The following is a 26,155-nucleotide window of genomic DNA, read 5'->3' as shown; positions in this document are numbered from 1 at the left end:
TCTAAGTGATCGTTAGCATCATGGCCGAAAATCCGGCTAAAGAGAAAGCTCCTGCTTAAGCATGGTCACTAACACGGCCTGTTTCTAAAAGCTCTTTAAAACCGTCCTCGTCGAGAATACGCAACCCGAGTTTTCGCGCCTTCGTCTCCTTCGATCCAGCATTAGCCCCGACCACAACATAATCTGTCTTCTTGGACACAGATCCCGCTGCCCGACCACCCCGAGAGATAATCGCTTCCTTCGCCGAGTCGCGGGTGAAATCATCCAAAGTACCTGTGACGACGACGGTCGTGCCCTCCAAAGTCTGGGGCTGCGCCTGCTGCTGGTCATCCTCCATGCGGACACCGGCCGCGGCCCAGGCGTCGACAATTTTTATATGCCAATCGACGGCAAACCATGAACGCAACGACACCGCGATGATACTGCCTACCCCATCGATTCGAGCCAGTTCCTCTTCGGACGCGCTACGAATGGCCTCGAGAGACCCATACTTTGTGGCCAGCGCTCGGGCAGCTGTGGGACCCACGTGACGAATGGAGAGTGCCACGATGACCCGCCATAACTCGGTGGACTTCGCGTCCTCAAGGTTCTTTAGCAACGCTTTCCCCGTCGCATTGACCTTCCCTGCCTTGGTCGTAAAGACCGACGTCAACAGGAGATGCGATTCATCAAGATCAAAGAGTTCGGATTCATTAGTCAACGCTCCCGACCTGATGAGATCCTGAATACCCGACACACCCAAGGCATCGATATCGAACGCAGAGCGGCCAGCCAAATACGTCATCCGGGCAAGTAACTGACCCGGACACCCCTGTGTATTGGGGCATCTCCAATCCGCGTCATCCGCTCTTGCCTGGACTAACGGTGTGCCACACTCTGGACAGACAGTCGAGAACACAAATGGTCTTTCGGACCCGTCGCGCGCATCCGCCACCGGGCCCAGCACTTCAGGGATGACCTCACCAGCCTTGCGAATGGTGACCCTATCGCCGATCAGTACACCTTTGTCGTGAACTTCCGACGGGTTGTGCAGCGTCGCCCGAGCGACCGTTGACCCGGCGACCAAGACAGGATCCAGCACCGCGTACGTCGTCGCACGACCAGTCCGGCCGATGCCGATACGGATATCGCGCAGCGTCGTCACGACCTCTTCTGGCGGGTATTTATAAGCAATAGCCCACCGGGGGGCGCGTGAGGTCTCGCCTAAATCCTCCTGCTCAGCTAAGTCATCAACTTTGACAACTAAACCATCCATTTCGTGGGTCGCGTCGTGACGGTGCTCACCCCAGTACTCCATTTGTTCGATGACCTCGTCTGCGGAGGTCACACGTTTGGTGTACGGCGACACACGAAAACCCCATGCGGCCAAGGCTGCGTACGCATCATGTTGAGTCGCAGGTTCCCACCCTTCACGGGCTCCGATCCCGTGGCAAATCATCGATAAATTTCGCTTCGCCGTCTCCGCAGGGTTCTTTTGGCGCAGGGATCCCGCAGCGGCGTTGCGTGGGTTTGCAAAGGGCTTCCGGCCTTGTTCCACTCGGTCTGCGTTAATGACGGAGAATTCCTCGACGCCAATGAACACTTCGCCACGAACTTCCACCAAAGCTGGTACGGGATAATCGTCCGTCGGGGAAATCGTTTGCGGGATATCTGAGATCGTCCGGGCGTTCGGAGTGATATCTTCCCCGGTTACCCCGTCGCCACGAGTGGCTGCAGAGACGAGCTCACCGTCACGATACACAAGATCGATGGATAAACCGTCGATTTTTAACTCTGTCAAGTACGTCGGCGCGGGAGTTCTATGCAACCACTCCACCAACTCGGACTTCGAAAAAACATTGTCCAAGCTGTACAAGCGCTCCATATGGCGAACCGGAGCAAAGGTTACTTCGCCGCCACTAGCTCCGGCAGAGGTCGGCACGGGCGCGCCCACTTCTGCCGTTGGGGAGCCATTGTTGGCTAACTCCGGATGGTCGGCTTCCAACTCTTGTAGGGCCCTAAAAAGTCGATCGAATTCAGCATCCGAGATCACCGGCTCACTGTTGTAATAAAGGTCACGGTGGTGCCGAACATCAGCAGCAAGCTTGTCCCAATATGCTTGAAGATCGGTGCTCACGTCAGTGGAGTTCCCGGAATTATTCACACGCCCAGCATAGAGGGATTTCATCACCGGCCCACATCCCCAGCGCACATCGCGGGCGTTACCACCACCAATACCGGGCACAGACCTCATGCTTATTCTCGTGTCCGACCCGTCGTCTAATCTATGCCTATGCCGCTTCCATCGTCCGTGCCGAGTCACTTTGATCCCACCTCTATGCTCAGCTTCGATCTGGAGACCACGGGGACCAACCCTCTACAGGCGAGAATTGTGACGTCGGCCCTCGTCTCCATCCACGGTGGATCGGCTAACTCCACAGAATTACTCGCCGACCCTGGTATTGAGATTCCCGAGTCGGCATCGAAAATCCATGGGATCTCGACGGAGTACGCGAAGGAGCATGGTGAACCTCATGACGAAGTCCTCCACAAGACCATTCGTGCGATTTACGACGGATGGGAGCGCGGACAAACGCTCATTGTCTTCAACGCTGCCTATGACCTCACGATTTTGCGGCACCTGGAGCCGTCATTTGTCTGCAGCGGATTAGTGTTCGACCCCCTCGTGATGGATCGGGCGTTGGAGCCACAGCGGAAAGGCGCGCGTAAGTTGGGGACCTTGGTGAAGCGCTATGGGATTCAGTTGGACAATGCCCACAATGCCAGCGCGGATGCCCTCGCGGCTGCTCGGGTGGCGTGGAAAATGGCGCGGATGTGGCCTGACCTGGTCAAGAAAACGTGCGATGAGCTGATGGAATTCCAGGCGGTCTCTTACTTCGACTACCAATTGCATCTGCGTGACTATTTCGCGTCCCAAGGCCGAGAGATGACAGATTTCTCCACCGCGTGGCCAATGCGGGATGGTTCGCACATGTGACCCGCATAAACCAGTAGGGCTGCTACACAATGATGGGGGTTCTTCTTCCCCGCTACTTTCACTCACCACAATTAAAGGTTAGGATAGCCTCATGCCACGGATTTCAGCGAAGTCAGTGATTGAACACCGGCGTCAAACGTCCGAGAAAATCCTCGATGCCGTAGAAGAAATCCTCGAAGAATCCCAAACCGACCAGAACGCAGCCCCACTGACTGTCGGGACTGTCGCCAAGCGCCTCGGTATGGGCAGGTCAAGCCTCTACCGGTACCACAACAATGTCGATGACATGATCGAAGCCGTCGTCGTTCGGGATTTCCCCCGGCGCGCCCAGGTCATCACCGACCAAATGGACGATGCACCAGGGCCGCTGGACGCTATCGAGGCTTATGCCCGCGCCAGTTTCCGCGAAGCCCGCGAGTCCCGGCACTCATGGCGATCAGCTCTTTCCCGGGTTCATCTTGACGACGACGCACGGGCACGAATTGGACGTCTACACGCGAAGCTGACCCAGGCCTTAGCTCGTGAGGTCGATAAACTACCCGATATTCCGGCGGAATTGAAGCCGGAGCTGATCTCGAGCATCCAGTCGCTTATTAATGCTGGGGTCACAGCTATGGGTGGCCCCATGAATGGCCACGGTGGGGGCAAAGGGCAGCACGGCCACGAAGTCACCACGGCATCCGACGGAGAGGGTAAAGCCGATTCAGGACACGACTCTGTCCCGGTTATGCAGCACCACACCGCGGTGGAAACCGAAAATACTCGCGCGGTAGAACCGCTGGATAATACCGAAGTGGAAGATTGGTACGTGACAGCTATTCATGCCGTGATTACTGCCGCACAGAGTTCTGTGCAGCGGCCAACTCAATCTAGGTAACCAGCTCGCCGGCGAGACTGCAGTGCTATAGGTCTCCGCTATCGCGACGGAGCATATCTCGCACGTCGTCAGCTAAACGCAGCGATTGCGCAGTCGACTGCTCCCGCCCACGTCGGCCATGCCCCTCAACAATGTTCACTCGTTCGCCCATCAGAGTCGGGTCAAGTCCCATCGCCTTCCATACGCGGGCGATGCGCACGGCACGATCACGGGCGGGATCCTCACTTGCGTATGCGGTTGTCACGGCAGCCTGATCACGATCACCGACGTCATCACCACCACCGGCTATACTTCCAGGCATAACCTCAGTACCGTCATCGACCACACCATGATCGCCCGCCACTCCGATCACAATCGCCCGACCATCAGCGTCAATACGTTCACCTACTCGGTCGAGCATACGGTGCGTCGACGAACCATTCGCCGTGGCGTGTTCCATTTCTTCCAACCCGATCAGTGGCAACGCCCACGCCGGAATCTCGAGATTGCCCGGTAGCGATGCCCGACAGGACATCACGACATCATCAACGGCGCCCTGTGACGCGTCGCCGATAGTAACCCTTCCCAGCTCGTCGAGCACGCCACTGATGCTCCTGTCCCACTCGGCATTAAGAACATCGTTGTGTACCGGAGGAATAATGTCCCAATCAGTGGTTCCGGCGATACGCCCCTGGGCGAGGGTATCCACGTAGGGTTCCCCAATGTGCAGGACAATGCGCTTGCCAAACCGGCGATGAAGCTCCGAAAGGTAGTCGGCAACACCGCCACTCCACTCGTCGTGGAAACCGCGAACTGCCGAACTTTCCGACACGATGCGGTGACCATCAGATAATTCTGTCGCGACTGCCAATGACCACGGGCCCATGACCTGCACCTTCAATTCCCGGCTAGAGAGCGCAGAGCCCCCTTCCCACGCTTCCTCATACACATCGATATCACGATGGATCTCATCATTGCGGCGACGTGATGCCACCGTCGGGCCCGACATTTGCCACGATCGTGGCCCCTGAACATAGGAGGATGACAACAACGACAACGTCGATCCCGACAATGACGACCCCACACCCCGGTTAATCAACTGCGGGATGAACGGCAACGCAGCCTCCCCCGCAATAATGCGAGCCGCCTCGCGGGGATCACGAGTCTCAAGGGCTCCCCACCCCGACGCCCATGTCGCGCTGGCCGATTTCTGGTTCATGGCCAGCATATTAGCTGTTTGAGGACGCGCCCGCGGTGGTTGGTTGCAGCCGGGAGACCGACACCGTGTCACAAATCGTCCCCGAACCCAACACAATGTCGCCGTCCGGATCGGGACGGTAAATCACCGCAGCTTGACCACGCGCAACCCCGGTCAGCGGAGAATGAAGATCAATCGTTGCAATGCCGTCGTCGATAGTTACCGTAGCATCAACAACACCGCCATGCGCACGGACTTGGACCTGGCACTCCTGCGTCGACCCTTCGTGCTCCTCAAGACGAATGAGGCGATCGGCATACAACCGGCCCACCCGGAGATCGTCGCGGGTGCCGACGGTGACAGTTCCGGTATCAGCATCAATATCGGTGACATATCTTGGCTTACCATCGGGCGCTGGACCAGGTAGGCCAAGACCCTTACGCTGCCCGATCGTGAAACCGTAAATGCCATCGTGATGGCCGATCACGTTGCCATCCTGGTCTTTTAGTTCACCTGACCGGACACCGATGTGATTGCCTAAAAAGGCCTTCGTGTTTCCATCCGGGATGAAGCAAATGTCATGACTATCGGGCTTCGAGGCGGTAATGAGCCCAGCGGCCTCTGCCTCTTTGCGGATATCAGGCTTGCGGGTGTCTCCCAGCGGAAATAAACAATGGGCCAGCTGCTCATCATTCAAAACCCCCAAGACATACGACTGATCTTTCTTATCGTCGATTGCCCGGCGGAGTTCGCCATCCTTCAATCGCGCATAATGGCCCGTCGCCACGGCATCAAAACCCAGTGCGATCCCTCGGTCGAGCAGCGCCTGGAATTTGATCTTTTCATTACACCGGAGACAGGGATTGGGTGTTTCGCCCATCTCATACGAATGAATAAAAGGATCGACGACGTCTTCGCGGAATCGATCTGAGAAGTCCCAGACGTAGAAGGGGATTCCTAACGCATCGGCAACACGACGAGCATCGCCGGAGTCTTCCAGCGAACAGCACCCGCGCGAACCGACGCGCAACGTCGTCGGCGTCGAGGCTAGTGCTAAGTGAACGCCGATGACCTCATGCCCCTCGGCGACCAATCGCGCAGCGGCAACGGAGGAATCAACACCGCCACTCATTGCTGCCATTACACGCATGACAATCCTATCTGTTGAATACGAAACTAAGCCACACACTTTAGGTAGTTGAGCTCACCAGGACAACCCTGCTTACGAAGGTACTGTGCCGTCCTGCCGACTTATGCCATCCCGGCAGCACGCGCTTGTTCGACAATTTTCGAGAGGACCGCTTCCACAGCGGCGACATCATTATCCGACGTCGTCCGGCCCAAGGTAAACCTTAGCGTTCCGCGGGCAGCGACGGGTTCTACACCAATCGCCATGACTACATGGCTCACCCGATTCACGCCAGCCGCACACGCCGACCCCGTCGACGCATCGAAACCCGCCTGGTCCAATAGCATAATTAGGCTGTCGCCTTCCGCGCCCGGAAAACTCACATGGACGTGCCCCGGCAGCGCTGGCTCCGCCGTATGAATAAGCGAGTCCGGAATCTCTCGGCTAATAAATGACAGTAAGCGGTCTCGGAGGCGAGAAATTCGGGCGCGCTCAGTCTCCATCTCATAACAGGCCTCGGTCAATGCGGCAGCGGTCCCCACCGCCCCTGCAACATTCAGTGTTCCTGGGCGGATAGATCGTTCTTGCCCGCCACCACGCAAAATTTTGTGAAGATTCGTAGCACGCCCGCATAACAACAGGCCGGTTGAGCGGGGACCACCAAACTTGTGTGCCGACGCCGCAATCGTCGTTGCACCCGATGAATGGAAGTTCACGGGAACGTGGCCGACGGCCTGCACGGCATCAGCATGCCACGGCACGTCGTGTTCTGCGGCGAGAGAAGCCACCGCATCAACCGGTTGTAACGCACCGGTTTCATTGTTCGCCCACTGGAGAGCCATGAGTGCGGCGGGGCCGTCGGCAAGAACGTCGGCAAGAAAGTCGGTGCGGTAATGGCCGCTGGCATCGACGGGAACTTCAATAACATCTGCTTTCGGACCCGGCGATGACGGATCTGCGCCTAGCGCCTTGGCCGGTTCTAACACGGCGGGATGCTCCACCGATCCGACGATGACACGGTGGGAAGAAGCTGTTCTATGGCCACGTCCCGGTTCCTGTGTGTCTTCGGATTCGTGAGCACGTTCGGCATAAAGCCCCTGCACGGCAAGGTTATCAGCCTCGGTCCCTGACGCTGTGAAAATGACCTCGATCGGCTCGGCCCCCAACAGACGCGCGATAGTCTCGCGAGCTTCTTCCACAGCTTTGCGCGCATCACGCCCTGACGCGTACTGGCCCCCGGGGTTCAAAAGATCCCATGAGTCCATGATGGCGTCTTTGGCTACCTGTCGGAGAGGACTCGTTGCGGCATGATCCATAAAAAAACGAGCTGTAGTCACCCTTCGAAGGGTAATACAGCTCATTCACGCCTTCACCTAGTGCTCACGCAACCTAGGTAGTGCTCTGGGCAGTGCTGGACCACCTAGCGGCTTGTAATGGCTTCGGTAGCCTGAGGAGCTACATCGAATAGGTCCCCAACAATACCTAAGTCGGCGATCTCAAAAATGGCAGCTTCCTCATCCTTGTTGACCGCAACAATGGTCTTGGAGGTCTGCATACCGGCTTTGTGCTGGATGGCACCTGAAATTCCGAGCGCGACATAGAGGTCTGGCGACACTGTCTTACCCGTTTGTCCCACCTGGAACTTGCCTGGGTAGTAATCAGAGTCGACGGCGGCACGGGAAGCACCCACTGCAGCGCCCAAGGCATCGGCCAAGGGCTCGACAACGTCTGCGAACCCGTCTGCGGATCCGACGCCACGACCACCAGAGACCACGATCTTCGCTTCAGTAAGCTCGGGGCGGTCGCCGGCCTCTGCCGGGGAGAAGGATGTGACCTTCACGGCAACCGGGCCCGGCTCCGGCATTTCGACGGGTTCAATATTTCCTGAAGCCGCCTGAGGCTCTGGATCAACCGAACCGGGACGAAGGAGAAAGACCGGGGAGGATCCTCCCGCTGAGAGCTCGACGGTGTAATCGCCACCGAAGATAGAGCTAGCTGCGGTGTGATCGGCATTGATCTCTGTGACATCACAGAGAACGCCAGATGCTACGCGGGCACCAACGCGCCCACCAATTTCTTTGCCCGTGGCGGAAGAAGCGATGATGACGGGCACTTCAAGGCCCGCTGCCAAGGCGGACAATGCGTCGACAGACGGTGTCACCAAGTAATTAGCAGCATAATCATTTTCTGCCGCGTAAATCGTTTCCGCACCCGCAGCAGCTAAGTCGTCCTTTAAAGATTCTGCCGTGCCTTCGGCGCCGACAACTACCGCCCCCACGGAACCGAAAACACGGCCAGCGGTTATCAGTTCATTGGTGTTGTTGGACAAGGCTCCATCAGCATGCTCGACGAGAACTAGTACATCAGTCATGGGAAAGTCCTTTCGTTACCGGCCGTTACTGACCGAATATTCCTGTTAGTAAACAAACAACGATGGTGAGTTAGGGTCTCGATTCCGCGTTTAGATGAGCTTTTCGTTGGCCAAGAATTCCACGAATTTCGTTCCACCGTCGCCTTCGTCGGTAATGATTTCACCAGCGGACTTTTCCGGCTTGGGTGCGTATTCGGTCACGGACGTCGCAGCATTGTCCAATCCGACGTTGGCAGCATCGACTCCAATATCTTCGAGATCGACTTGCTGGATCTTCTTTTTCTTTGCTGCCATGATTCCCTTGAAGGCAGCGAAGCGGGGCTCATTGGCCTTCTCAGTTACGGAGATAATGGCCGGCGTAGGTGCTTCCAGACTGTACACTCCCTCTTCGCGGGCGCTTTCGCCGGTTACCGTGCCATTTTCTACGGAGAATGAACGCAGACCGGTCACCGCGGGGATCTGACGGTATTCCGAGATCAACCCGGGCACGCTTCCCATATTGCCGTCGGTGGATTCGTTGCCGCAGATAATGAGTTCGATGTCATCAACCAAGTTGAGGGCCTGCGACAGTGTCCATGCCGTTCCCAAGACATCAGAGCCGGCAAGCGCTTCATCACAAACGTGGATAGCTTCATCGCATCCCAGCGACAATGCTTTCCGCAATGCTTCCTTAGCACTTTCGGGGCCGACGGTCAGCGCAGTGACTGTGTAATCCCCTCCCGCTTCCTTGAGCTGAAGGGCTGCTTCCACGGCGTTTTCATTGATCTCATCGAGAACTTGATCGGTGCTCTCGCGGTCAACGGTGTAATCGTCCTCGGTGAGCTGCCGCTCGGAGTAGGTGTCCGGTACTTGCTTAACTAACACGACAATGTTCGACATTCATTCACCTTTCTCATGGTGTCGGGGCGAAAAACCGGAGGCTGCAACCGTCGCCGGCATACCTCACATCAATATCTCGCTCGTTTTGAAGACCACTTTAACGCACTTTTGTGGCCTAGCACACAAAATTGTGGTCAAACTCTCTCGACCCGCAACCAATGCCCCCGTTTGTGTGGGCCATCCTCGTCTATACCACTCCTGAGATCCGATCTGCTTCGTACGATCTCATCGTGTTACTGGCGCATTACTGGCGTTGTCGTCAACGGAATTGGCGCGGACCACAGATGAACGCAACCGCAGAACTCTTCCCTTGCCTATCCCCCACCTGTGTGATCACGATCGTGTAACTTCCGTCCGACGATCCATCTGCCGAAGTATCCGCGGTCATCTCTCCTTGACGCCATTGACGAGTAGAGGCTCCTTTGTTGCGCGCTTTGTTCCCCGAATGCTTCCGCACAGCAGACATGATCTTTGCCCGAACATGGTCTGGGTTCGCGGCAACACCGCGCACGAGAATGTCGATTCTCTCCGGAGCGCACTTCGCCATCGTCGACGTCAATTTGGACAGCGGCACCGAATCCAGAACCTCGCACGCCAAAACACCTTTTGGCGGGGTATCTCCCGTTAAGAAAGCGATATGGGGATCAATCTGTCGCATTCCCCACCGATATGCAGCTTGGCGCACCAGTCCTGCCCGAACAATAGCTCCATCTGGATCGACGATGTACCGATCGGTCAAGTTCTTCTTTCCGGTTTCCATGGCCCCGTCTAAATACGGCGGAAACGCCGATTTCGGGACTTCTGGATCCGTATCGGTAAACATATCCACAGATCCATCTGCATGGATCAGAGTGGCCCGACGGGTAACGCCTCGCTCCTGAGCCGCGCTATCGTGATCGGCGCCATCATGATCGGCGCTTTCGTAAGCGGCCGTGTTGGCGTTATCCGTAACCGCCGCACGAATACCCGCCGTTGACGCCGCGATTCCGCGCGTCCACAAACATGCCTCTTTAACCGCACCGGCAACGGAGATAATCTCTACTTCCCCATCCCAACTGGAGTAATCGATCCCAGGGGCACACTTCACAACGAGCTCCGGTGAACCACCGGAGTGAAGCCCCGCGTTGTCCTCAGGCCTTAAACCACTCCATATATCGATCAGGCCAGGTAAGGGCGGAATTAAATCCTGAGGCTGAGAGATTCGTCGGCCTTGAGCACGTCGTGCAGGATCAGCAATGACCACCGTAGGAAAAGACACAGGACACAGAGCATCGGCGCGGACAATTAACGGGCGAGTAAACGGCGCCGGGCCTTCGCCACCTATTCCCAAGCCCGCATTCCTTTGCACTGCTTTCTCGAGCACGGACATGTTGTGCCGGGCCATCGCCACTCGGCCGGGGTCGATATCAGACCCGATGGTGGTCAACCCCTCCCCAGCTAGAGCAGCAAGTTCACTGCCAATGGAGCATGTCACATCGTGCACCAGCCCCCCTGCCTGCAATGACGGCGCCAATGCCAACCGTCGCGCCCTGTACTGAGCAATCACCAGAGCTGTTGCCTGTTGAACCGACTCTGCGTCAACCAACCAGTCGTCAACAACATCTTCAGATACTTTGGCGGCAATCGGCCGAGCGCCCCGCGCTGACCGTCGCGCAACCATTAATTCAGCCAAAGCGCGACCATATTGCCCATATTTCGAGCGTAATCGAGCGCCATCGGCAAATTCAGTGGTTTTTGAAAACTCCAGTGGTTTAGCGTCAGCACACGCGTCAGGGTGGCTGGTTATCCACGCAACGTCGTCTCGCGATAACACTGCTAGGCCCACCCGCGGGCGTAGTACGTGTCAAAGGAGCGTTCCACAGTGAAATACTCATCCATAAAAGGTCGATCCCGAACCGCTCCCGTCACGGGTTCAACAGTCAGATCCGACGCATATCCCAGCACTTCATCAACGGTTCGGAATGTGTCCAGCATGCGCAATTGCACCCACGTGGGTGGGAGAAGACGGATCTTGCGGTACCGCCAGCCATCGAGCAACGTTGATGGCCTAAACCATCCGCTCGACGCGGCCTCTATCGCATCATCATGGGTGTTCTGGCCTTCTGGCTGCGCGGCCACAAAGAAGTGCGTGTCATAGCGTGCCGTGTCGCCAGGAGGGCTCACCCAGTTTGCCCAAGGGCGCAACAAATCAGCACGGAGATACAGGCCGGTGTCGTCCAAAAAATTAGAGAACGCCAACTCGTGGCTTTCTAGACGCGAACGGAAGGGGATATAAGGGTCAGTATCACCAACGACATTGCCGTCGTGAAGGCCGGCTAGAAGGGTTCCCGATTCTTCAAATGTCTCTCGCACCGCGGCACAGACTAGCGCGCGAGCATCGTCTCGGGGGACCTTCAAGTGACGTGCCCACCATGATGTATCGTGACCAACCCAGCGAAGGTCCGGTGAATCCACACCGTCACCGTCGACGTCTCCGGGAAGGTCGCGCTGATCGACGCCCCCGCCCGGGAAAACGGTCATTTCCGGGTAGTGGACCATAGTGGAGGCGCGTTCTTGAACGTAGACCTCCATCCCCCACACCGTGTCCCGCAACAACAGAACGGTAGAGGCACGTCTCTCACCTGTCGGTGTCAGAAACATGACCCTCCCTTTCCGCCAGACAGATAATTCTTACACCACACTGCGGTCTCACAGTTTGGTCCGCGAGCATCTTTCTCTATGAGCATCGTGGATTAGCTCAAACACTACCGGATTTATCGACGATGACGCCGTGAAGATTTCACTCGGTGAGCAAAGAAACGACCGTCGACGGTGTCCAACGTGATCGGCTGATGGAACGCCGTCGTTAAATTCTCTCCCGTGAGGACCTCGTCGATAGGTCCGGCGACAACCTGTTTCCCCTCGTCGAGGAGCATCGCGTGGGTGAAGCCTTGAGGGATCTCTTCTACGTGGTGAGTAACCATAACGATCACGGGAGCATCCGGGTTATTCGCCAGTGTGGACAGGCGTTCGACAAGATCCTCACGCCCCCCAAGGTCAAGACCGGCGCCTGGCTCGTCGAGAAGAAGGAGTTCCGGGTCGGTCATTAAAGAGCGTGCAATTAATACCCGTTTGCGCTCCCCTTCCGACAGGGTCGACCATGTACGGTCGGCTAAATGCATCGCGCCGAGATCTTCGAGGATAAGCGTTGCTTGTTCTTTATCGACGTCGTCGTACTCTTCACGCCACCGACCGAGAATGTTATATCCGGCGGAAATCACCAAATCGAGAACACGCTCACGGCCGGGAATACGCTGGGCCAATGCGGAGGACGACATGCCGATCATTGTGCGCACATCCCGCACATCGGTCTTGCCTAGGACCTCGCCCATGATCACGCTACGACCAGTTGTCGGATACGTCTCCGCACCCGCGACCTTCATCAACGTCGTCTTACCAGCACCATTCGGACCAATAATGACCCACCGTTGCCCGAGTTTAACTACCCAGTTCATGGGCTGCAACAACGTAGAACCATTTCGAACGACGCTCACGTCGTCAAGAGAAATAAGAGCGTCGGGATCAATCGGAAGTGCATCAAGCTCCTCACGAGATCGGACTGTCGCGTGAGGGCGAGAATCATGAGAACCGTGCGTGTGGGAAGAAGTGTCGTGTCGAGTCACATCACCATCTTAGGGCTTCCACCTGACACGTTCCGTCACTTTGTACAACGCGTCGTCACTTTCGGTGGGTATCCTCCGGAATCGATCAGCCCAAAAAGGGGTTCTGTGCTGCGCGATATCTGGGTTGTCCTCTACTCTGTTGGGAAGAAAGAGTGCGGAGTACGACGCACAGCCGTGGCACACGAATACTAGGCTCAAGCCCAGCTGATATATAAGCGATGTGCATAGATCAACCAAAAGGAGATACCTGTGACCGGACGACTCGGAACCGTTGGACGACTAGGCATTGACGACGTCCGCCCCCGCGTATCCAGTGGCGAAGTACCCGCCAAGGCAGTGGTCGGAGAGGTCATTCCCCTCAGCGCTGTCGTGTGGCGCGAGGGTCACGACGCGGTCTCCGCCACAGCCATCGTGAAGAGCCCTACCTCTGCTTCTGGTCCTTCGGCCGTTCAGCGCATCCCTATGGTGCCGGCACACGCTGACCCTGACCTGCTCAACGCGATATTCGTGCCCGACTGTCCGGGGACCTGGACTTTCCGTATTGACGCGTGGTCGGACCCCTACCGCACGTGGCGCCACGCCATCGAGGCCAAAGTTGAAGCTGGGCAAAGCGCCGAAGAGGTCGCGAATGACCTCGAAATTGGCGCGCGAATTATGGAGGACACCGCCAACAACGTCGCCTCCGTCACCGACCGCCCCCACCTCTTGTCTGTCGCCGCGTCATTGCGGTCCGATCGTGATATCCGTGCACGCATCGCCCCGGCACTGTCGGCAGAAACGACGAGCATTTTTCGGCGGACCCCCCTCCGCGAACTCTTGACGCGCGGACGCACCTACGAGGTGTACGTGGAACGTCGACGCGCGCTCGTGGGATCTTGGTATGAGTTCTTCCCACGCTCTACCGGAGGCGTGGAAAATGGCGAACCAGTGCACGGAACGTTTGCGACCTCCACGCAGGCGCTCGACCGCATCGCGAGAATGAACTTTGACGTCGTGTATCTCCCGCCGATCCATCCCATCGGCCATGTCAACCGCAAGGGGAAAAACAACACTCTTGATCCCACCCCGGATGACGTTGGATCCCCCTGGGCCATCGGATCATCCGAGGGCGGTCATGACGCGGTCCACCCCGAGCTCGGCACTCTCGACGACTTTGACGCATTTGTTGCTCGTGCCCGTGACCTCCACCTCGAAGTGGCACTTGATTTCGCTTTGCAGTGTGCTCCCGACCACCCGTGGGCTGCGGCTCACCCCGAATGGTTTACCGTTCTCCCCGACGGCACTATTGCCTATGCGGAGAATCCGCCGAAGAAATATCAAGACATTTACCCCTTGAATTTCGATAATGATCCCGAAGGTTTATTCGCCGAGATTCATCGCGTCCTTATGTTCTGGATCAAGCGTGGAGTCCACATCTTCCGCGTGGATAACCCGCACACCAAGCCCACTGCGTTTTGGGCGCGGCTGATTTCCACTATCCACCAGACCTATCCCGACGTCGTTTTCCTCGCGGAAGCGTTTACGCGTCGGCCAATCCTCTACGGCCTCGCAAAAGCCGGTTTTTCACAGTCGTACACCTATTTCACGTGGCAGACGTCGAAAAAAGAACTAGAAGCATTTGCTGAGGAAATTCGCGATGCGGCCGATGCCTGCCGGCCAAACCTTTTCGTGAATACACCTGACATTCTCCATGCGAGCCTTCAACATGGAGGACAAGCGATGTTCGCAATCCGTGCAGCTCTCGCCACCACCCTGAGCCCATCGTGGGGCATGTACTCCGGTTTCGAGCTTTACGAACACATCGCTGTCAAAGAGGGCAGCGAAGAATACCTCGATAGCGAAAAATACCAGCTCAGGCCACGTGATTTTGAGGGAGCTCGTCTCCGCGGTGAATCACTGGAGCCGTTCGTCACCGTGCTCAACACCATCCGCAGGGAGCAGCCTGCTCTTCAACAGCTCCGAACAATCAGGCTCGTGTCATCAGATAACGACAACATCATGGCGTACACCAAGGTTGATCCGCTCACTGGAAATGCATTGGCCATCGTCGTCAATCTCGATTCTGAGAACGTCCAAGAAACGACGATCCACCTCGACCTCGAATCGCTTGGACTGCCCTCGACTATTGAGGTCCACGACCTTATAACTGACCAAAGATGGACCTGGGGTGAGGACAATTATGTACGCCTCGATCCGACCTTCAACGTGTGTCATATCGTCAAACTGCCGGAAATCCCCACCGACTATCGCGACCGCAGCGGCTTTGCTCCTCACCACGAGTATCGCTACACCTGCTAAAACCTGCTAGAGCAACGGTACGTGTACACGCCACCCACCCCTCGAGGAGAGACCATGCCAACTATCCACCCGAATGACCGCGCACGAATACTTGCAGGTACTCATTACAACCCGCACTCTGTTCTTGGTGCACATCCCCACGACGACGGAACGACGACAATCACAGCATTTCGTCCCGGCGCGCAATCAGTCACCGTCGAGACCCCGTCTGAGACTGTCGACGCCACCGACGCCGGTGATGGTTTCTTTACCGCATCCATACCGGGCGGAGTGACCGACCACCGCCTGCACATCAGCTATCCCAACGGTGAGACCATAACGATTGCTAATGGGTACACGTGGCTACCCACACTCGGGGAAATGGATATCCACCTCATCGGGGAAGGGCGACACGAACGACTATGGGAAGTGTTGGGCGCTCATGTCCGCCATTATGACACTGAGATGGGAAGCGTCGACGGTACATCCTTCGCTGTGTGGGCGCCGAATGCTCAAGGTGTCACCGTAACGGGGTCCTTCTGCGCGTGGAATAAAAACCAGTTCCCCATGCGCTCGTTAGGGTCGTCGGGTATTTGGGAAGTGTTCGTCCCCAATGTCACTGCCGGGGCGTACTACAAATTTTGCGTGACCACCCCTGATGGGAATCGAATTGATAAAGCCGACCCCATGGCACGCCGGGCGGAAGTACCGCCAGCTACCGCGTCGATAGTGGCCGATAGCGATTATTCGTGGTCAGATGATGAATGGATGGCCGAGAAAACGCGAAAGAATCTCCCGGACTCGCCCATCTCTATTTACGAAGTTCATCTGGAGTCCTGGCATAAAGGCCTCTCTTATACCGAACTCACGGATGAATTAGTGTCCTATGTTTCGGATATGGGCTATACGCATGTGGAATTCATGCCGGTCACCGAATATCCGTTCTCAGGATCGTGGGGGTACCAAGTCACCTCGTATTACGCCCCCACCTCGCGCTTCGGCACGCCTGACGAGTTCCGCGCCCTTGTCGATGCATTCCACGAAGCAGGTATCGGGGTCATCATGGACTGGGTTCCCGGGCACTTCCCCAAGGATGAATGGGCACTGGCCCGCTTCGACGGCCGCGCCTGCTATGAGCATCCTGATTGGAGACGAGGAGAACAAAAGGACTGGGGCACCTACGTCTTCGACTTCGGACGGGCAGAAGTGCGCAACTTCCTCGTGGCGAATGCGTTGTATTGGGTGGATCAGTTCCACATTGACGGATTGCGTGTCGACGCCGTCGCCTCGATTTTGTACCTGGATTACAGCCGTAAAGATGGCGAATGGCTACCCAACCAGTACGGTGGCCGCGAGAATCTGGAGGCCGTCCAATTCCTGCAAGAAATGAACGCCACGGTCGCCAGGGCATATCCCGGAACAATGACAGTGGCCGAAGAATCCACCTCATGGCCAGGGGTGACGGCTCCTACCTACGATGGCGGCCTGGGGTTTACGTTTAAGTGGAACATGGGGTGGATGCATGACACCCTGGAATACATTTCTAATGACCCCATCTATCGCCCCTGGCATCACGGGGATATCACTTTTTCCCTGGTCTACGCGTGGTCAGAAAAGTTTATTCTTCCCATCAGCCATGACGAAGTGGTGTACGGGAAGGGGACGCTATGGTCACGGATGCCGGGTGACACGTGGAATAAGGCAGCAGGGCTACGCACATATCTGGCATTTATGTGGGCGCACCCCGGTAAGCAACTTCTGTTCCAAGGGCAAGACTTTGGGCAAACCACCGAGTGGAATCACGACGAATCTCTGCCGTGGGGGCAGCAAGAGGGCTGGGAAGGCGAATACCACGCGGCCGTATCGCGCCTGGTCAAGGACCTCAATGGTCTCTACTCGGCTACTCCTGCGCTCTACACGCAAGACAACGAACCCAGCGGTTTTTCGTGGATTAACGCCAGCGATGCCCAACGTGGCGTGCTGAGCTTCATGCGGTATGGGTCGAACGGACAACGAGTTGCGTGCGTGTTCAATTTCTCGGGAACCACATATCCGCAGTACCAACTAGGCCTCACGAACGCTGGCCGGTGGACAGAGATTCTCAACACCGACTCGTCCGATTATGAAGGCGCTGGTGGTGGCAACCTGGGTCAGATCACGGCGAATAGTGGGGAATACGACGGTTACCCTGCCTCAGCCACTATCTTTGTGCCCGCCATGAGTGCCCTCTTCTTCCGCTTCGATGGGTAATGCGGGGCTGGATGGCCAGCCGGCGGGCTAGCCGACCAGGCTCGGGTTTAGAACAGCGCACTCGCCATTTCCCGCCTGGCTGTAGCTACGCGCGGGTCGGCAGGGTCACACAACGTGAACAATTCGATCAGCCGATCTTTAACCTGGGTCTTTTGATCCCCTGCCGATACCCGCATGAGATCCAGAAGCACACGAAACGCGTCTTCCTCCTTTGAAGAGATCATGTACTGGTCGGCCTGAGCAAAGGTTTTCTCCGGTTCGGATGTCGGGCTATCGGACGCTTGCGTCTCCGACACTCGTTTGAGGAGGGACACATTCGCACGCGCAGCCTTGGCCTCAGTGTTGTGTGGCTCGGCATCAATAATGCTGTCGTAGGCGGCGAGCGCAGCAGCGAAGTCTCCATTATTGAGGGCCTCTTCAGCGGCGTCGACGCGTGGGTCTGATGGGGGTTGCTCCTCCGGGGTGGACGACGCTTTATCAGCATCGGGAATCCCGGGCAATTGACTACCGACTGCCTGCAGGATTTGGTCGATCCACCCTTGTAATTGTTCTTTCGGCTGTTGTCCTTCGAGAACCGAGATAGGACGGCCATTCACCAATGCTATGACTGTCGGGATAGCGCGAACCCTGAAAGCCTGGGCGATCTGAGGGACCGTGTCGGCACTGACATTGGCAAATATCCACTCATAATCAGCCTGGCGCGCCATTACCTCAAGGTTCTGGACGATGTCTTGAGAATCCGGAGATTGTGTTGAACTAATAGCAACAATGACCGGGACCTGCAGTGACCGCTTAAGGACGTCGTTTTCAAAATTTTCCTCAGTAGCGTCGACGGTCATCTGTACTGAGCCACTAGTAGAACCGCTACCAGGAACGCCGGTACCACCATGTGCGTTATTTCCCGCAGATTCAGGTGGCGTACCGCCCGCCCGACGCACTTGGCGCTGGCGTTGTTTTTCCGCCTCCGCCCGAGCTTCGGCGCGCGCTTTAACTTCACCTAAATCGACTGCACCAGCTATAAACCGCTCAGGGCCTTTTCCCGGAGATGTCATTACTGTCCTTTACCCCTCTCAGTGAGAATCTCTCATTTTCCTATGTGTGGTTACTATATTCTTGGTTATACATGTAGCGTCATATATTCAGGCGCTCAAGCGTATCGGTCCGAAACTGCTACAAATCAGTGCCGACGTGTCCCGCACCCTGGATGTGATCGTGCATCGAGATATCCCAGCCACTGCCTTAAAGCTCTAGCCAGTTGCTGTAAGGTACGTTCGTTTCCCACAGTGTTCTCTACCCGCGTTTACTCCGTCGATGAGGATGCGAGACGACGATTCACAGCGTCCACCTTCTCAGTGAGCTGATGGTCGTAGCCCGGGCGAATATCAGCTTTCACCACTAGGGAAGTTCGTGGGCTCACCGAGCTGACGGCTTCCGTCGCCCGCTTCACGACGTCAAAAACCTCGTCCCATTCGCCTTCTATGAGAGTGAACATGGCGTTTGTCTCATTCGGCAGACCCGAATCCCGAACAACTCGGATTGCCTCAGCAACCGCATCCGCGACACCACCATCGTCGTCAGTAGAAGTAGTTGGAGCAACAGAAAACGCAACAATCATGGCCTCGATGCTAGTCCAGCTTGACGGACACTGTCGTACAAAATCACACCCCTGAATGCCCTTACGGAGAGCAATATTGGCCGTGAGAGGCTTAGCATAGAAGCATGAGTAACAACGAGTACAGCACCGAAGTACCGCACGAGCTAGTCAACTGCCTGGACCACGTAGGTATCGCCACAGCTGACTTGGATGCCACGCTGGAGTGGTACCGCACCAACATGGGGTGGATTTGCCACCACATCGAAACAAATGAAGAACAGGGTGTTCAGGAAGCCATGGTAGGCCCGAAGACACTCACGGAGTTACAGGGAATGATTCAGGTTCTGGCTCCGCTGAACGAAAAGTCAACTATCGCTAAGTTCTTGGACAAGAAGGGCCCGGGGCTGCAGCAGATGTGTCTGCGCACGACTGATATCGACGCCCTCTGCGATCACTTACGTCAGCAAGGTACCCGACTTCTTTATGATGAGCCGAAGAACGGAACCGCCGGTGCCCGCATCAACTTCGTCCATCCGAAGGATGCAGGCGGAGTCCTTCTGGAGCTGACTCAACCAGGAAAGTAAGTTTTCTGTCGCTGTGGGGTCCACGGTAGTGGGCCCCGTTTTTGGTGGGGCATGCGCTGATGGTGCTCGTTTTACTGGGCCCCATCTTGTCGCTGTGTACGCGGGCGACCACACACTGGCACGGTAAAGCTAAAAAAGACGAAGCTCCTGCGACGGGGTCCCGCGCAGTTCGTCATAGTCGACGGTCACGCACGTAAAACCACGATCCTCAGCAAGCGTCCGTGCCTGCGGTTTGATCTCCTGCGCTGCAAACAGCCCCTTCACTGGCGCTAAGATTTCATCCCTGTTGAGCAACTCGACGTACCGAGTGAGCTGCTCAACGCCATCAATACCGCCACGCCGCTTCACCTCAACGGCCACCGTCTTCCCGCTAGCGTCCCTGGTCAAAATATCGACGGGACCAATAGGCGTCGGATACTCGCGACGAACGAGGGTAAAGCCCTCCCCCAATGCTTCCGGGTGTTGCGCTAACAGTTCTTGAAGATGCGCTTCCACACCATCCTTCGTGAGGCCGGGATCTTCCCCCAAGTCATACGTTGTGTCAGAAATCTTGTCATGCACTGTGATGCGGAGCTGTTCCCCTTTTTTATTCTCGACGACCCACAGCTCCTCTTCATGCTTCGGTTGCGCCGGTTCCGTCACGGACGAGTGAGAGCCGTTGTGCCATTCCACAATTGGGGTGAGGCCGTCCGGGGCTACCTCATCCAGGGTCGAGCTATCCGCAGCTGGTCCTCCAGGACTGTCGACGGAGCTACCGTCGGTCGAGTCGATGTCGGCTGCCTCTGCATCGATGGGACTTGTGCCCTTCGATGTGATGTCAGAATCATCTATGGCAATGGAGTGGACTGTGAGCGTACACGGCGGGGTCATCCAATTGAGTGGTTTATACGCCCGGTCATCTGCATGGACTGACACTGATCCGTCAGCTTTGACCATGAGTAAACGAGTTGCCTTAGGCAAGTGGGCAGTTAAACGACCAACATAATCGACGGAACACGTAGCGATGACAAGACGCATGAGCGCGAGAGTACCAAATCGCCGTATCCCAGCACCTAATACATCTTGGCCTCGAACGCCACACCGTCCACGCGTGTACTGCGTCTAACCACGTGCCGGCTCAAGACCCCCTAGCCATGTGCTGCGTCAAGACACAACGCGGCTTGGTAGCAACGATCCTAACTGTGTCGAACGATCCTAACTGTGTCGATGGAACCTGTGGCTTCGTTCTTTAACTCGCCGAGGGTGTTTGCTGAGCCGCTGAATTCTGGTACTCGGGGCGGACTCCAGCCACGCCACCAACGCCATATCCATAGCGTGCCCCCCGGCTACATCGACTCGTATATCCCCAGCTTGAAGTTTCAGTATCCGCGGATCAGCTAAAAGCCGTAATACCCCCGTTTTGACGTCTTTTCTGCCAATAATCTCTATGTTGTGTCTTTCACACGATAAGTCTGCCCCCGGTTTGAGCGACCGTAGCAAGTAAAGCTTTGCGGCGTCTTCCCCCAAAATAAAGACCCCGTGGTGCCAGCGATGTCGTCGACCGTCACGGTAAACGGCAGTACAGACTGGTATGCCACGGGGCCGGATCCACGAGAATCGCCATATGGCGACTCCCATTCCCCATACGAGGATGGCCATACACGCCATTGTCACGGTGAAGAGAACCATGGGCCACCTCTCCCATTGCGTCCGGTGACGGCTCGTCATGCCCGTCATTCCTTGAGCTGAGTATAAACGACGAAACCCCCGGGTTCCTAAGAATTGGCCTTAGAAACTACGGGGGCGTAGGTGATCGCTATACAGTCGACCTACTTTTCTTTCGCACGCTGGACTGCTCGCAGCTCGGATTGAGCTTGAGCACGGTCGTGTTGGTCCGTGTCGGAGCCTTCATAGCTACGCTCTGCGCTGGAAACATCCACTTCTGATGACCACGTGGCGTGGTCCGCCAGAATAGATACCTTGTGCTTGCCGACGGAGAGGAAACCGCCCTGTACGGCAGCGACTTTCTTTTCTCCATCGGTGGTACGGATAATGACCACACCGTTTTCTACAAGCTGCCCAAGGATGGGTTCGTGTCCGGGAAGTATGCCGATTTCACCTTCTGTGGTCTGTGCAGTGACAGACGTCGCAGCACCGGACCATAGCGCTCGCTCAACGGAGACTAACTCAGTGGCAATTTCAGCCATGGTGTCCCTACCTTACTTCTCTTGCAGCTTCTTGTATTCGGCTTCGACGTCGTCAAGGCCACCGAGACCGTTGAAGCAGCGCTCGGGGTATGCATCATATTCGCCATCGCAAATACGACGGAAGGCGTCGATGGTGTCCTTCAGCGGAACGTAGGAGCCTGGCAGGCCGGTGAACTTTTCAGCAACGAAGAAGTTCTGGCCAAGGAAGCGCTCGATACGACGTGCACGCTGGACGGTAATCTTGTCTTCTTCAGACAGCTCGTCCATACCAAGAATGGCGATAATATCCTGCAGTTCCTTGTTCTTCTGAAGGATATTGATGACTCGCTGTGCAACCTGGTAGTGCTCCTCACCGACGATTCCTGGCTCGAGGATACGAGACGTGGAGGTCAGTGGGTTCACAGCAGGGTAAATACCCTTTGATGCGATAGAACGGTCAAGCTCTGTGGTCGCATCCAAGTGAGCGAACACGGTCGCAGGAGCCGGGTCGGTGTAGTCGTCGGCGGGGACGTAGACGGCCTGCAGAGAGGTAATCGAACGACCCTTGGTCGACGTAATGCGTTCCTGGAGCTCACCCATCTCATCAGCCAATGTTGGCTGGTAACCCACAGCGGAAGGCATGCGGCCTAACAGCGTGGAAACCTCGGAACCTGCCTGGCTGAAACGGAAGATGTTGTCGATGAAGAGCAGCACGTCCTGGTGCTGAACATCTCGGAAGTACTCCGCCATCGTCAGCCCGGAGAGAGCCACACGCATACGAACTCCCGGCGGCTCGTCCATCTGGCCGAACACGAGGGCCGTATCTTGGAGCACGCCCATCTCTTCCATTTCGAGGAAGAGGTCGGTGCCCTCACGAGTACGCTCACCGACGCCGGCGAATACCGACGTACCGGAGAACTCACGTGCAATACGGGTGATCATTTCCTGGATGAGCACGGTCTTGCCCACACCAGCACCACCGAATAGACCAATCTTTCCACCCTTAACGTAAGGGGTGAGAAGATCGATGACCTTAATACCGGTCTCGAGAATTTCGGTTTTACCTTCGAGTTGGTCGAAAGCCGGTGGCTTACGGTGGATGGACCATTGCTCGCCGTCACGGCCGAGCCCTGGCTCGTCGAGGCAGTCGCCGAGGGCGTTGAACACGTGTCCCTTGACGGTGTCCCCGACGGGAACGGAAATTGGTTTGCCGGTGTCTTTCACTTCGGCACCGCGGATCAAACCATCGGTCGGTGCCATTGAAACGGCACGGACGATGTTGTCACCGAGGTGCTGGGCAACCTCGAGGGTAATTGTCTTGGCGACGGCCTCTAGATCAACGTCGACGGTCAGCGCGTTGAATAGCGCCGGTAGTTCTCCGCGAGGGAATTCCACGTCGACAACCGGGCCGATGACGCGTGCGACACGGCCGCTGAGGCCCGTCTGCTGCTCACTAAGAGCTGTAGTCATTGGTTAGTCACTTTCTCCGCTGTCGTCGAGCGCTCCCGCGCCACCGACGATCTCTGTAATTTCCTGGGTAATTTGTGCCTGACGAGCTTGGTTAGCTGTACGAGACAAGGTGGTGGCAAGCTCAGTTGCGTTATCCGTCGCCGAGCTCATAGCTGTACGGCGTGCCGCGGATTCTGACGCAGCTGACTCCAGCAGCAAGGCATACAAAGCACGAGACACGTAGTGCGGGAGGAGCTCCGACAGCAACGTAGTCGCGTCGGGCTCGAATTCGTAGTTGGCACTAATTTCGGAATCATCTGGGTCAGACAGCATGTCTTCGCCAGTCTCTACTTCCTCATAGTCGATGACCGCTTCCATCGGAAGCATCTGCCGTGCGACGGCCTTCTGAGACAGCATCGACTCGAACTTCGTGTACACGACGTGGAGCTGGTCGAAGCCTTGCACACTCTCACCTTCAGGCGCGGTGAGCCCTGGGCGCCACTCTGCTTTACCCGATGAGCTAGCAACGAATGCGTCGATAAGGTGCCGACGCATCTGGTGCGTGCCTTCGTACTCGGGGTCCTGGGAATACCCAGTCCACGCGCCTTCGAGAGCCTCACCGCGGAAGCGGTAGTAGGTCAGCCCCTTGTTGCCGAAGACATAGAGGGCAACCTCATAACCCTGTTTTTCCAACAAAGCGCGTAGTTCAGCGACTTTCTTGAAAACGTTGTGGTTGTAGCCGCCACACATTCCCCGGTCGCTGGACACCACCAAGATGGCGGCGCGGTTTCCGCCTTCGCGTTCGCGGAGCATGGGGTGATCCCGGGAACTTGCCGATGACAAGCGATGGACTACCTTGGTAATCTCCTCCGCGTACGGTTGCGAGGCAGCTACCCTGGCCTGCGCTTTCGTGATCTTCGAAGTGGCGATCAGCTCTTGGGCCTTCGTGATCTTCTTAGTCGAGTTAACGGACTTAATCCGGTCTCGTAATTCACGTAAAGTAGCCATTTACACTCATCGCCTCCCTTCGTTCTTATCCATTGCGCGCACCGCCCTTACTTGCCCGAGGACTTACGCGACACAGTAATTTGTTCTTTACCCAACTCGGATTGCTCCATTGGGTCTACATCTGGCTCATTGATAACGGGTTTGCCGTCGGAAGCTTGGAAGTTCTGTTTGAACTCATCAACAGCCGAGGAAAGCTCTGACTTGGATTCGTCATTAAGTGGGGATCCACCCTCAACCTGCTCGAAGACACCGGCATGCTTCGAATGGAGGTGCTCGAGGAGCTCAGATTCGAACCGACGAATATCTTCGACGGGAACGGAGTCAAAGTCGCCGTTGCCAGCAAGGTAGATCGACACCATTTGGTCTTCCACAGCTTGCGGGTGATTCTCTGGCTGCTTCAACAGCTCGACCAGGCGGGATCCGCGCTCCAGCTGTGCCTTGGAGGAATCGTCGAGGTCCGAGGCGAAGGCCGCGAATGCTTCCAAGTCGCGGTACGCAGCGAGGTCAATACGCAGCGAGCCCGAAACTTTCTTCATACCCTTCGTCTGAGCGGCACCACCGACACGGGATACCGACACACCGACGTTAATAGCGGGGCGAACACCCTGGTTAAAGAGGTCTGACTCCAAGAAGACCTGACCGTCGGTAATAGAAATGACGTTGGTCGGAATGAAGGCGGACACGTCGTTCGCTTTGGTCTCGATGATCGGCAGGGCCGTCATAGAGCCACCGCCCAAGTCATCAGAGAGCTTAGCTGCACGCTCCAACAAGCGGGAGTGGAGGTAGAAAACGTCACCTGGGTACGCTTCACGTCCCGGCGGACGGCGCAGCAGCAAGGAGATCGCACGGTAGGCCTCGGCCTGCTTGGTTAAGTCATCGTAGATGACCAGCACGTGCTTGCCCTTGTACATCCAGTGCTGTCCCAGTGCGGCACCAGCAAAAGGTGCGAGCCACTTAAAACCAGCTGAATCTGATGCGGGAGCAGCGACAATGGTGGTGTAATCCAGAGCGCCGTTGTCTTCTAGGGTCTTACGGACACCAGCGATTGTGGAGCCCTTCTGACCGATGGCGACATAAATGCAGCGAACCTGCTTTTTCGGGTCCCCAGATTCCCAGTTGGCTTTCTGGTTAATGATGGTATCGAGGCAAACAGCCGTCTTACCGGTTTTGCGGTCACCAATGATGAGCTGTCGCTGACCACGCCCGATTGGGGTCATTGCGTCGATAGCTTTAATACCAGTTTGGAGTGGTTCTTCGACTGGTTGACGCATCAACACTGAGGGCGCCTGCAGCTCCAGGACGCGATCTTCTTCTGCCTCGATGGATCCTAGGCCGTCGATTGGCTGGCCTAGGGGGTTGATAACACGGCCGAGGAATTTATCCCCGACCGGAATGGATAGGACTTCTCCAGTCCTTTTTACTTCGTCGCCTTCCCGCAAGGTCTCGTAGCTTCCCAAGACCACGACACCAACTTTGTCGGTGTCAAGGTTTTGGGCGACGCCGATGACGCCACCTGGGAACTCGAGCAACTCATTAGCCATGACTGATGGCATACCCGAAACCTGGGCGATACCGTCAGCCGCACTAATGACCACGCCGACCTCCTCACGGGAGGCCTCCGCGGAGTAGCTCGAGGTGTAGTTCGCAATCGCGCTACGGATCTCGTCGGAGGAGATCGTCAGCTCCGCCATGTTCTTCCTGCTCTCGGTAGTCTCTTCCAGCATTAATTGTTTATTACGTCGTATTTCTGGTCGCG

General features: G+C 56.5%; 22 protein-coding genes. 5 read left to right on the top strand and 17 right to left on the bottom strand.

Annotated elements, in window-relative coordinates; all coding sequences use genetic code 11:
* Positions 1 to 55: 55 nt before the first annotated feature.
* Positions 56 to 2,167 (bottom strand): NAD-dependent DNA ligase LigA, encoded by a 2,112-nt coding sequence (gene ligA, locus I6J23_RS07355; RefSeq protein ID WP_204582984.1) that lies wholly within the window; start codon positions 2,165 to 2,167, stop codon positions 56 to 58.
* 99 nt (positions 2,168 to 2,266) lie between these two features.
* Between ligA and I6J23_RS07350 the strand changes: the two genes are divergently transcribed.
* Positions 2,267 to 2,977, top strand: a complete 711-nt coding sequence (locus tag I6J23_RS07350) for a 3'-5' exonuclease (protein WP_204581501.1) — start codon at positions 2,267 to 2,269, stop codon at positions 2,975 to 2,977.
* A gap of 91 nt (positions 2,978 to 3,068) precedes the next feature.
* Positions 3,069 to 3,854: a TetR/AcrR family transcriptional regulator gene (locus I6J23_RS07345; RefSeq protein ID WP_204581500.1), complete on the top strand. Its 786-nt coding sequence runs from the start codon at positions 3,069 to 3,071 to the stop codon at positions 3,852 to 3,854.
* A 25-nt stretch (positions 3,855 to 3,879) separates the two neighbouring features.
* Here the strand turns inward: I6J23_RS07345 and I6J23_RS07340 are convergent, their stop codons facing one another.
* The 8 genes from I6J23_RS07340 to I6J23_RS07305 form a co-directional block, all read right to left on the bottom strand.
* On the bottom strand, positions 3,880 to 5,052 hold the full coding sequence (locus I6J23_RS07340) for a hypothetical protein (protein WP_204581499.1): 1,173 nt from the start codon (positions 5,050 to 5,052) through the stop codon (positions 3,880 to 3,882).
* Positions 5,053 to 5,062: 10 nt separating this feature from the next.
* Positions 5,063 to 6,181, bottom strand: a complete 1,119-nt coding sequence (mnmA, locus tag I6J23_RS07335) for a tRNA 2-thiouridine(34) synthase MnmA (protein WP_204581498.1) — start codon at positions 6,179 to 6,181, stop codon at positions 5,063 to 5,065.
* 101 nt (positions 6,182 to 6,282) lie between these two features.
* Positions 6,283 to 7,476 (bottom strand): cysteine desulfurase family protein, encoded by a 1,194-nt coding sequence (locus I6J23_RS07330; RefSeq protein ID WP_204582983.1) that lies wholly within the window; start codon positions 7,474 to 7,476, stop codon positions 6,283 to 6,285.
* Between the two features lie 104 nt (positions 7,477 to 7,580).
* Positions 7,581 to 8,531 (bottom strand): electron transfer flavoprotein subunit alpha/FixB family protein, encoded by a 951-nt coding sequence (locus I6J23_RS07325; RefSeq protein ID WP_204581497.1) that lies wholly within the window; start codon positions 8,529 to 8,531, stop codon positions 7,581 to 7,583.
* A gap of 90 nt (positions 8,532 to 8,621) precedes the next feature.
* Entirely contained in the window at positions 8,622 to 9,410 is a 789-nt protein-coding gene (locus I6J23_RS07320; protein WP_204581496.1) for an electron transfer flavoprotein subunit beta/FixA family protein, read from the bottom strand.
* A 259-nt stretch (positions 9,411 to 9,669) separates the two neighbouring features.
* On the bottom strand, positions 9,670 to 11,235 hold the full coding sequence (locus I6J23_RS07315; RefSeq protein WP_204581495.1) for a hypothetical protein: 1,566 nt from the start codon (positions 11,233 to 11,235) through the stop codon (positions 9,670 to 9,672).
* On the bottom strand, positions 11,226 to 12,050 hold the full coding sequence (locus I6J23_RS07310) for an NUDIX hydrolase (protein WP_204581494.1): 825 nt from the start codon (positions 12,048 to 12,050) through the stop codon (positions 11,226 to 11,228). The genes I6J23_RS07315 and I6J23_RS07310 overlap by 10 nt, the downstream gene beginning before the upstream one ends.
* 113 nt (positions 12,051 to 12,163) lie before the next feature.
* Positions 12,164 to 12,976 (bottom strand): ABC transporter ATP-binding protein, encoded by an 813-nt coding sequence (locus I6J23_RS07305; RefSeq protein ID WP_204582982.1) that lies wholly within the window; start codon positions 12,974 to 12,976, stop codon positions 12,164 to 12,166.
* A 345-nt stretch (positions 12,977 to 13,321) separates the two neighbouring features.
* Here I6J23_RS07305 and I6J23_RS07300 point away from each other — a divergent pair, with 345 nt between their 5' ends.
* The gene (locus I6J23_RS07300) at positions 13,322 to 15,370 is read left to right on the top strand and encodes an alpha-1,4-glucan--maltose-1-phosphate maltosyltransferase (RefSeq protein WP_204581493.1); all 2,049 of its coding nucleotides are present in this window, start codon (positions 13,322 to 13,324) and stop codon (positions 15,368 to 15,370) included.
* A gap of 54 nt (positions 15,371 to 15,424) precedes the next feature.
* A complete protein-coding gene (gene glgB / locus I6J23_RS07295) occupies positions 15,425 to 17,599 on the top strand; it encodes a 1,4-alpha-glucan branching protein GlgB (protein WP_204581492.1) in 2,175 nt (724 codons plus the stop codon).
* A 47-nt stretch (positions 17,600 to 17,646) separates the two neighbouring features.
* On the opposite strand, the gene I6J23_RS07290 is transcribed toward glgB, so the two are convergent.
* Together I6J23_RS07290 and I6J23_RS07285 are read right to left on the bottom strand one after the other, a co-directional pair.
* Entirely contained in the window at positions 17,647 to 18,651 is a 1,005-nt protein-coding gene (locus tag I6J23_RS07290) for a tetratricopeptide repeat protein (protein WP_204581491.1), read from the bottom strand.
* Positions 18,652 to 18,899: 248 nt separating this feature from the next.
* Positions 18,900 to 19,214 carry a thiamine-binding protein gene (locus tag I6J23_RS07285; protein WP_204581490.1) on the bottom strand — a complete coding sequence of 105 codons (315 nt, stop codon included), beginning with the start codon at positions 19,212 to 19,214 and terminating at the stop codon, positions 18,900 to 18,902.
* A gap of 104 nt (positions 19,215 to 19,318) precedes the next feature.
* Here I6J23_RS07285 and mce point away from each other — a divergent pair, with 104 nt between their 5' ends.
* Positions 19,319 to 19,777: a methylmalonyl-CoA epimerase gene (gene mce / locus I6J23_RS07280; RefSeq protein WP_204581489.1), complete on the top strand. Its 459-nt coding sequence runs from the start codon at positions 19,319 to 19,321 to the stop codon at positions 19,775 to 19,777.
* 129 nt (positions 19,778 to 19,906) lie between these two features.
* Here the strand turns inward: mce and nucS are convergent, their stop codons facing one another.
* The 6 genes from nucS to atpA all read right to left on the bottom strand — a co-directional run bounded on the left by nucS (position 19,907) and on the right by atpA (position 26,123).
* Positions 19,907 to 20,794 (bottom strand): endonuclease NucS, encoded by an 888-nt coding sequence (gene nucS / locus I6J23_RS07275; protein WP_204581488.1) that lies wholly within the window; start codon positions 20,792 to 20,794, stop codon positions 19,907 to 19,909.
* Positions 20,795 to 20,971: 177 nt separating this feature from the next.
* Positions 20,972 to 21,415 carry a DUF2550 family protein gene (locus I6J23_RS10925; RefSeq protein ID WP_412523825.1) on the bottom strand — a complete coding sequence of 148 codons (444 nt, stop codon included), beginning with the start codon at positions 21,413 to 21,415 and terminating at the stop codon, positions 20,972 to 20,974.
* A gap of 170 nt (positions 21,416 to 21,585) precedes the next feature.
* Positions 21,586 to 21,963, bottom strand: coding sequence for a F0F1 ATP synthase subunit epsilon (locus tag I6J23_RS07265; protein WP_136662318.1), 378 nt, complete (start codon positions 21,961 to 21,963; stop codon positions 21,586 to 21,588).
* Positions 21,964 to 21,975: 12 nt separating this feature from the next.
* Positions 21,976 to 23,412 (bottom strand): F0F1 ATP synthase subunit beta, encoded by a 1,437-nt coding sequence (atpD, locus tag I6J23_RS07260; protein WP_012731906.1) that lies wholly within the window; start codon positions 23,410 to 23,412, stop codon positions 21,976 to 21,978.
* Positions 23,413 to 23,415: 3 nt separating this feature from the next.
* Complete coding sequence (locus I6J23_RS07255) at positions 23,416 to 24,399, bottom strand: F0F1 ATP synthase subunit gamma (RefSeq protein WP_204581486.1); 984 nt, start codon at positions 24,397 to 24,399, stop codon at positions 23,416 to 23,418.
* Positions 24,400 to 24,446: 47 nt separating this feature from the next.
* The gene (gene atpA / locus I6J23_RS07250; RefSeq protein ID WP_204581485.1) at positions 24,447 to 26,123 is read right to left on the bottom strand and encodes a F0F1 ATP synthase subunit alpha; all 1,677 of its coding nucleotides are present in this window, start codon (positions 26,121 to 26,123) and stop codon (positions 24,447 to 24,449) included.
* Positions 26,124 to 26,155 lie beyond the last annotated feature (32 nt).

Origin of the sequence: Corynebacterium kroppenstedtii, assembly GCF_016894245.1 — a bacterium.
Lineage (GTDB): Bacteria > Actinomycetota > Actinomycetes > Mycobacteriales > Mycobacteriaceae > Corynebacterium.
Note: the sequence above shows the minus strand (reverse complement) of the source record. Positions and strands in the feature narration are given on the sequence as shown.

Bases quoted from the DNA above. Each gene is read 5' to 3' on its own strand.
- I6J23_RS07330 (WP_204582983.1), bottom strand. From the start codon at position 7,476: ATGGATCATGCCGCAACGAGTCCTCTCCGACAGGTAGCCAAAGACGCC.
- I6J23_RS07340 (WP_204581499.1), bottom strand. From the start codon at position 5,052: ATGAACCAGAAATCGGCCAGCGCGACATGGGCGTCGGGGTGGGGAGCC.
- atpA (WP_204581485.1), bottom strand. From the start codon at position 26,123: ATGCTGGAAGAGACTACCGAGAGCAGGAAGAACATGGCGGAGCTGACG.
- I6J23_RS07285 (WP_204581490.1), bottom strand. From the start codon at position 19,214: ATGATTGTTGCGTTTTCTGTTGCTCCAACTACTTCTACTGACGACGAT.
- nucS (WP_204581488.1), bottom strand. From the start codon at position 20,794: ATGCGTCTTGTCATCGCTACGTGTTCCGTCGATTATGTTGGTCGTTTA.
- mce (WP_204581489.1), top strand. From the start codon at position 19,319: ATGAGTAACAACGAGTACAGCACCGAAGTACCGCACGAGCTAGTCAAC.
- I6J23_RS07325 (WP_204581497.1), bottom strand. From the start codon at position 8,531: ATGACTGATGTACTAGTTCTCGTCGAGCATGCTGATGGAGCCTTGTCC.
- glgB (WP_204581492.1), top strand. From the start codon at position 15,425: ATGCCAACTATCCACCCGAATGACCGCGCACGAATACTTGCAGGTACT.
- I6J23_RS07310 (WP_204581494.1), bottom strand. From the start codon at position 12,050: ATGTTTCTGACACCGACAGGTGAGAGACGTGCCTCTACCGTTCTGTTG.
- I6J23_RS10925 (WP_412523825.1), bottom strand. From the start codon at position 21,415: ATGGCCATCCTCGTATGGGGAATGGGAGTCGCCATATGGCGATTCTCG.
- I6J23_RS07320 (WP_204581496.1), bottom strand. From the start codon at position 9,410: ATGTCGAACATTGTCGTGTTAGTTAAGCAAGTACCGGACACCTACTCC.
- I6J23_RS07345 (WP_204581500.1), top strand. From the start codon at position 3,069: ATGCCACGGATTTCAGCGAAGTCAGTGATTGAACACCGGCGTCAAACG.
- ligA (WP_204582984.1), bottom strand. From the start codon at position 2,167: ATGAAATCCCTCTATGCTGGGCGTGTGAATAATTCCGGGAACTCCACT.
- atpD (WP_012731906.1), bottom strand. From the start codon at position 23,412: ATGACTACAGCTCTTAGTGAGCAGCAGACGGGCCTCAGCGGCCGTGTC.
- I6J23_RS07255 (WP_204581486.1), bottom strand. From the start codon at position 24,399: ATGGCTACTTTACGTGAATTACGAGACCGGATTAAGTCCGTTAACTCG.
- I6J23_RS07290 (WP_204581491.1), bottom strand. From the start codon at position 18,651: ATGACATCTCCGGGAAAAGGCCCTGAGCGGTTTATAGCTGGTGCAGTC.
- I6J23_RS07265 (WP_136662318.1), bottom strand. From the start codon at position 21,963: ATGGCTGAAATTGCCACTGAGTTAGTCTCCGTTGAGCGAGCGCTATGG.
- I6J23_RS07350 (WP_204581501.1), top strand. From the start codon at position 2,267: ATGCCTATGCCGCTTCCATCGTCCGTGCCGAGTCACTTTGATCCCACC.
- mnmA (WP_204581498.1), bottom strand. From the start codon at position 6,181: ATGCGTGTAATGGCAGCAATGAGTGGCGGTGTTGATTCCTCCGTTGCC.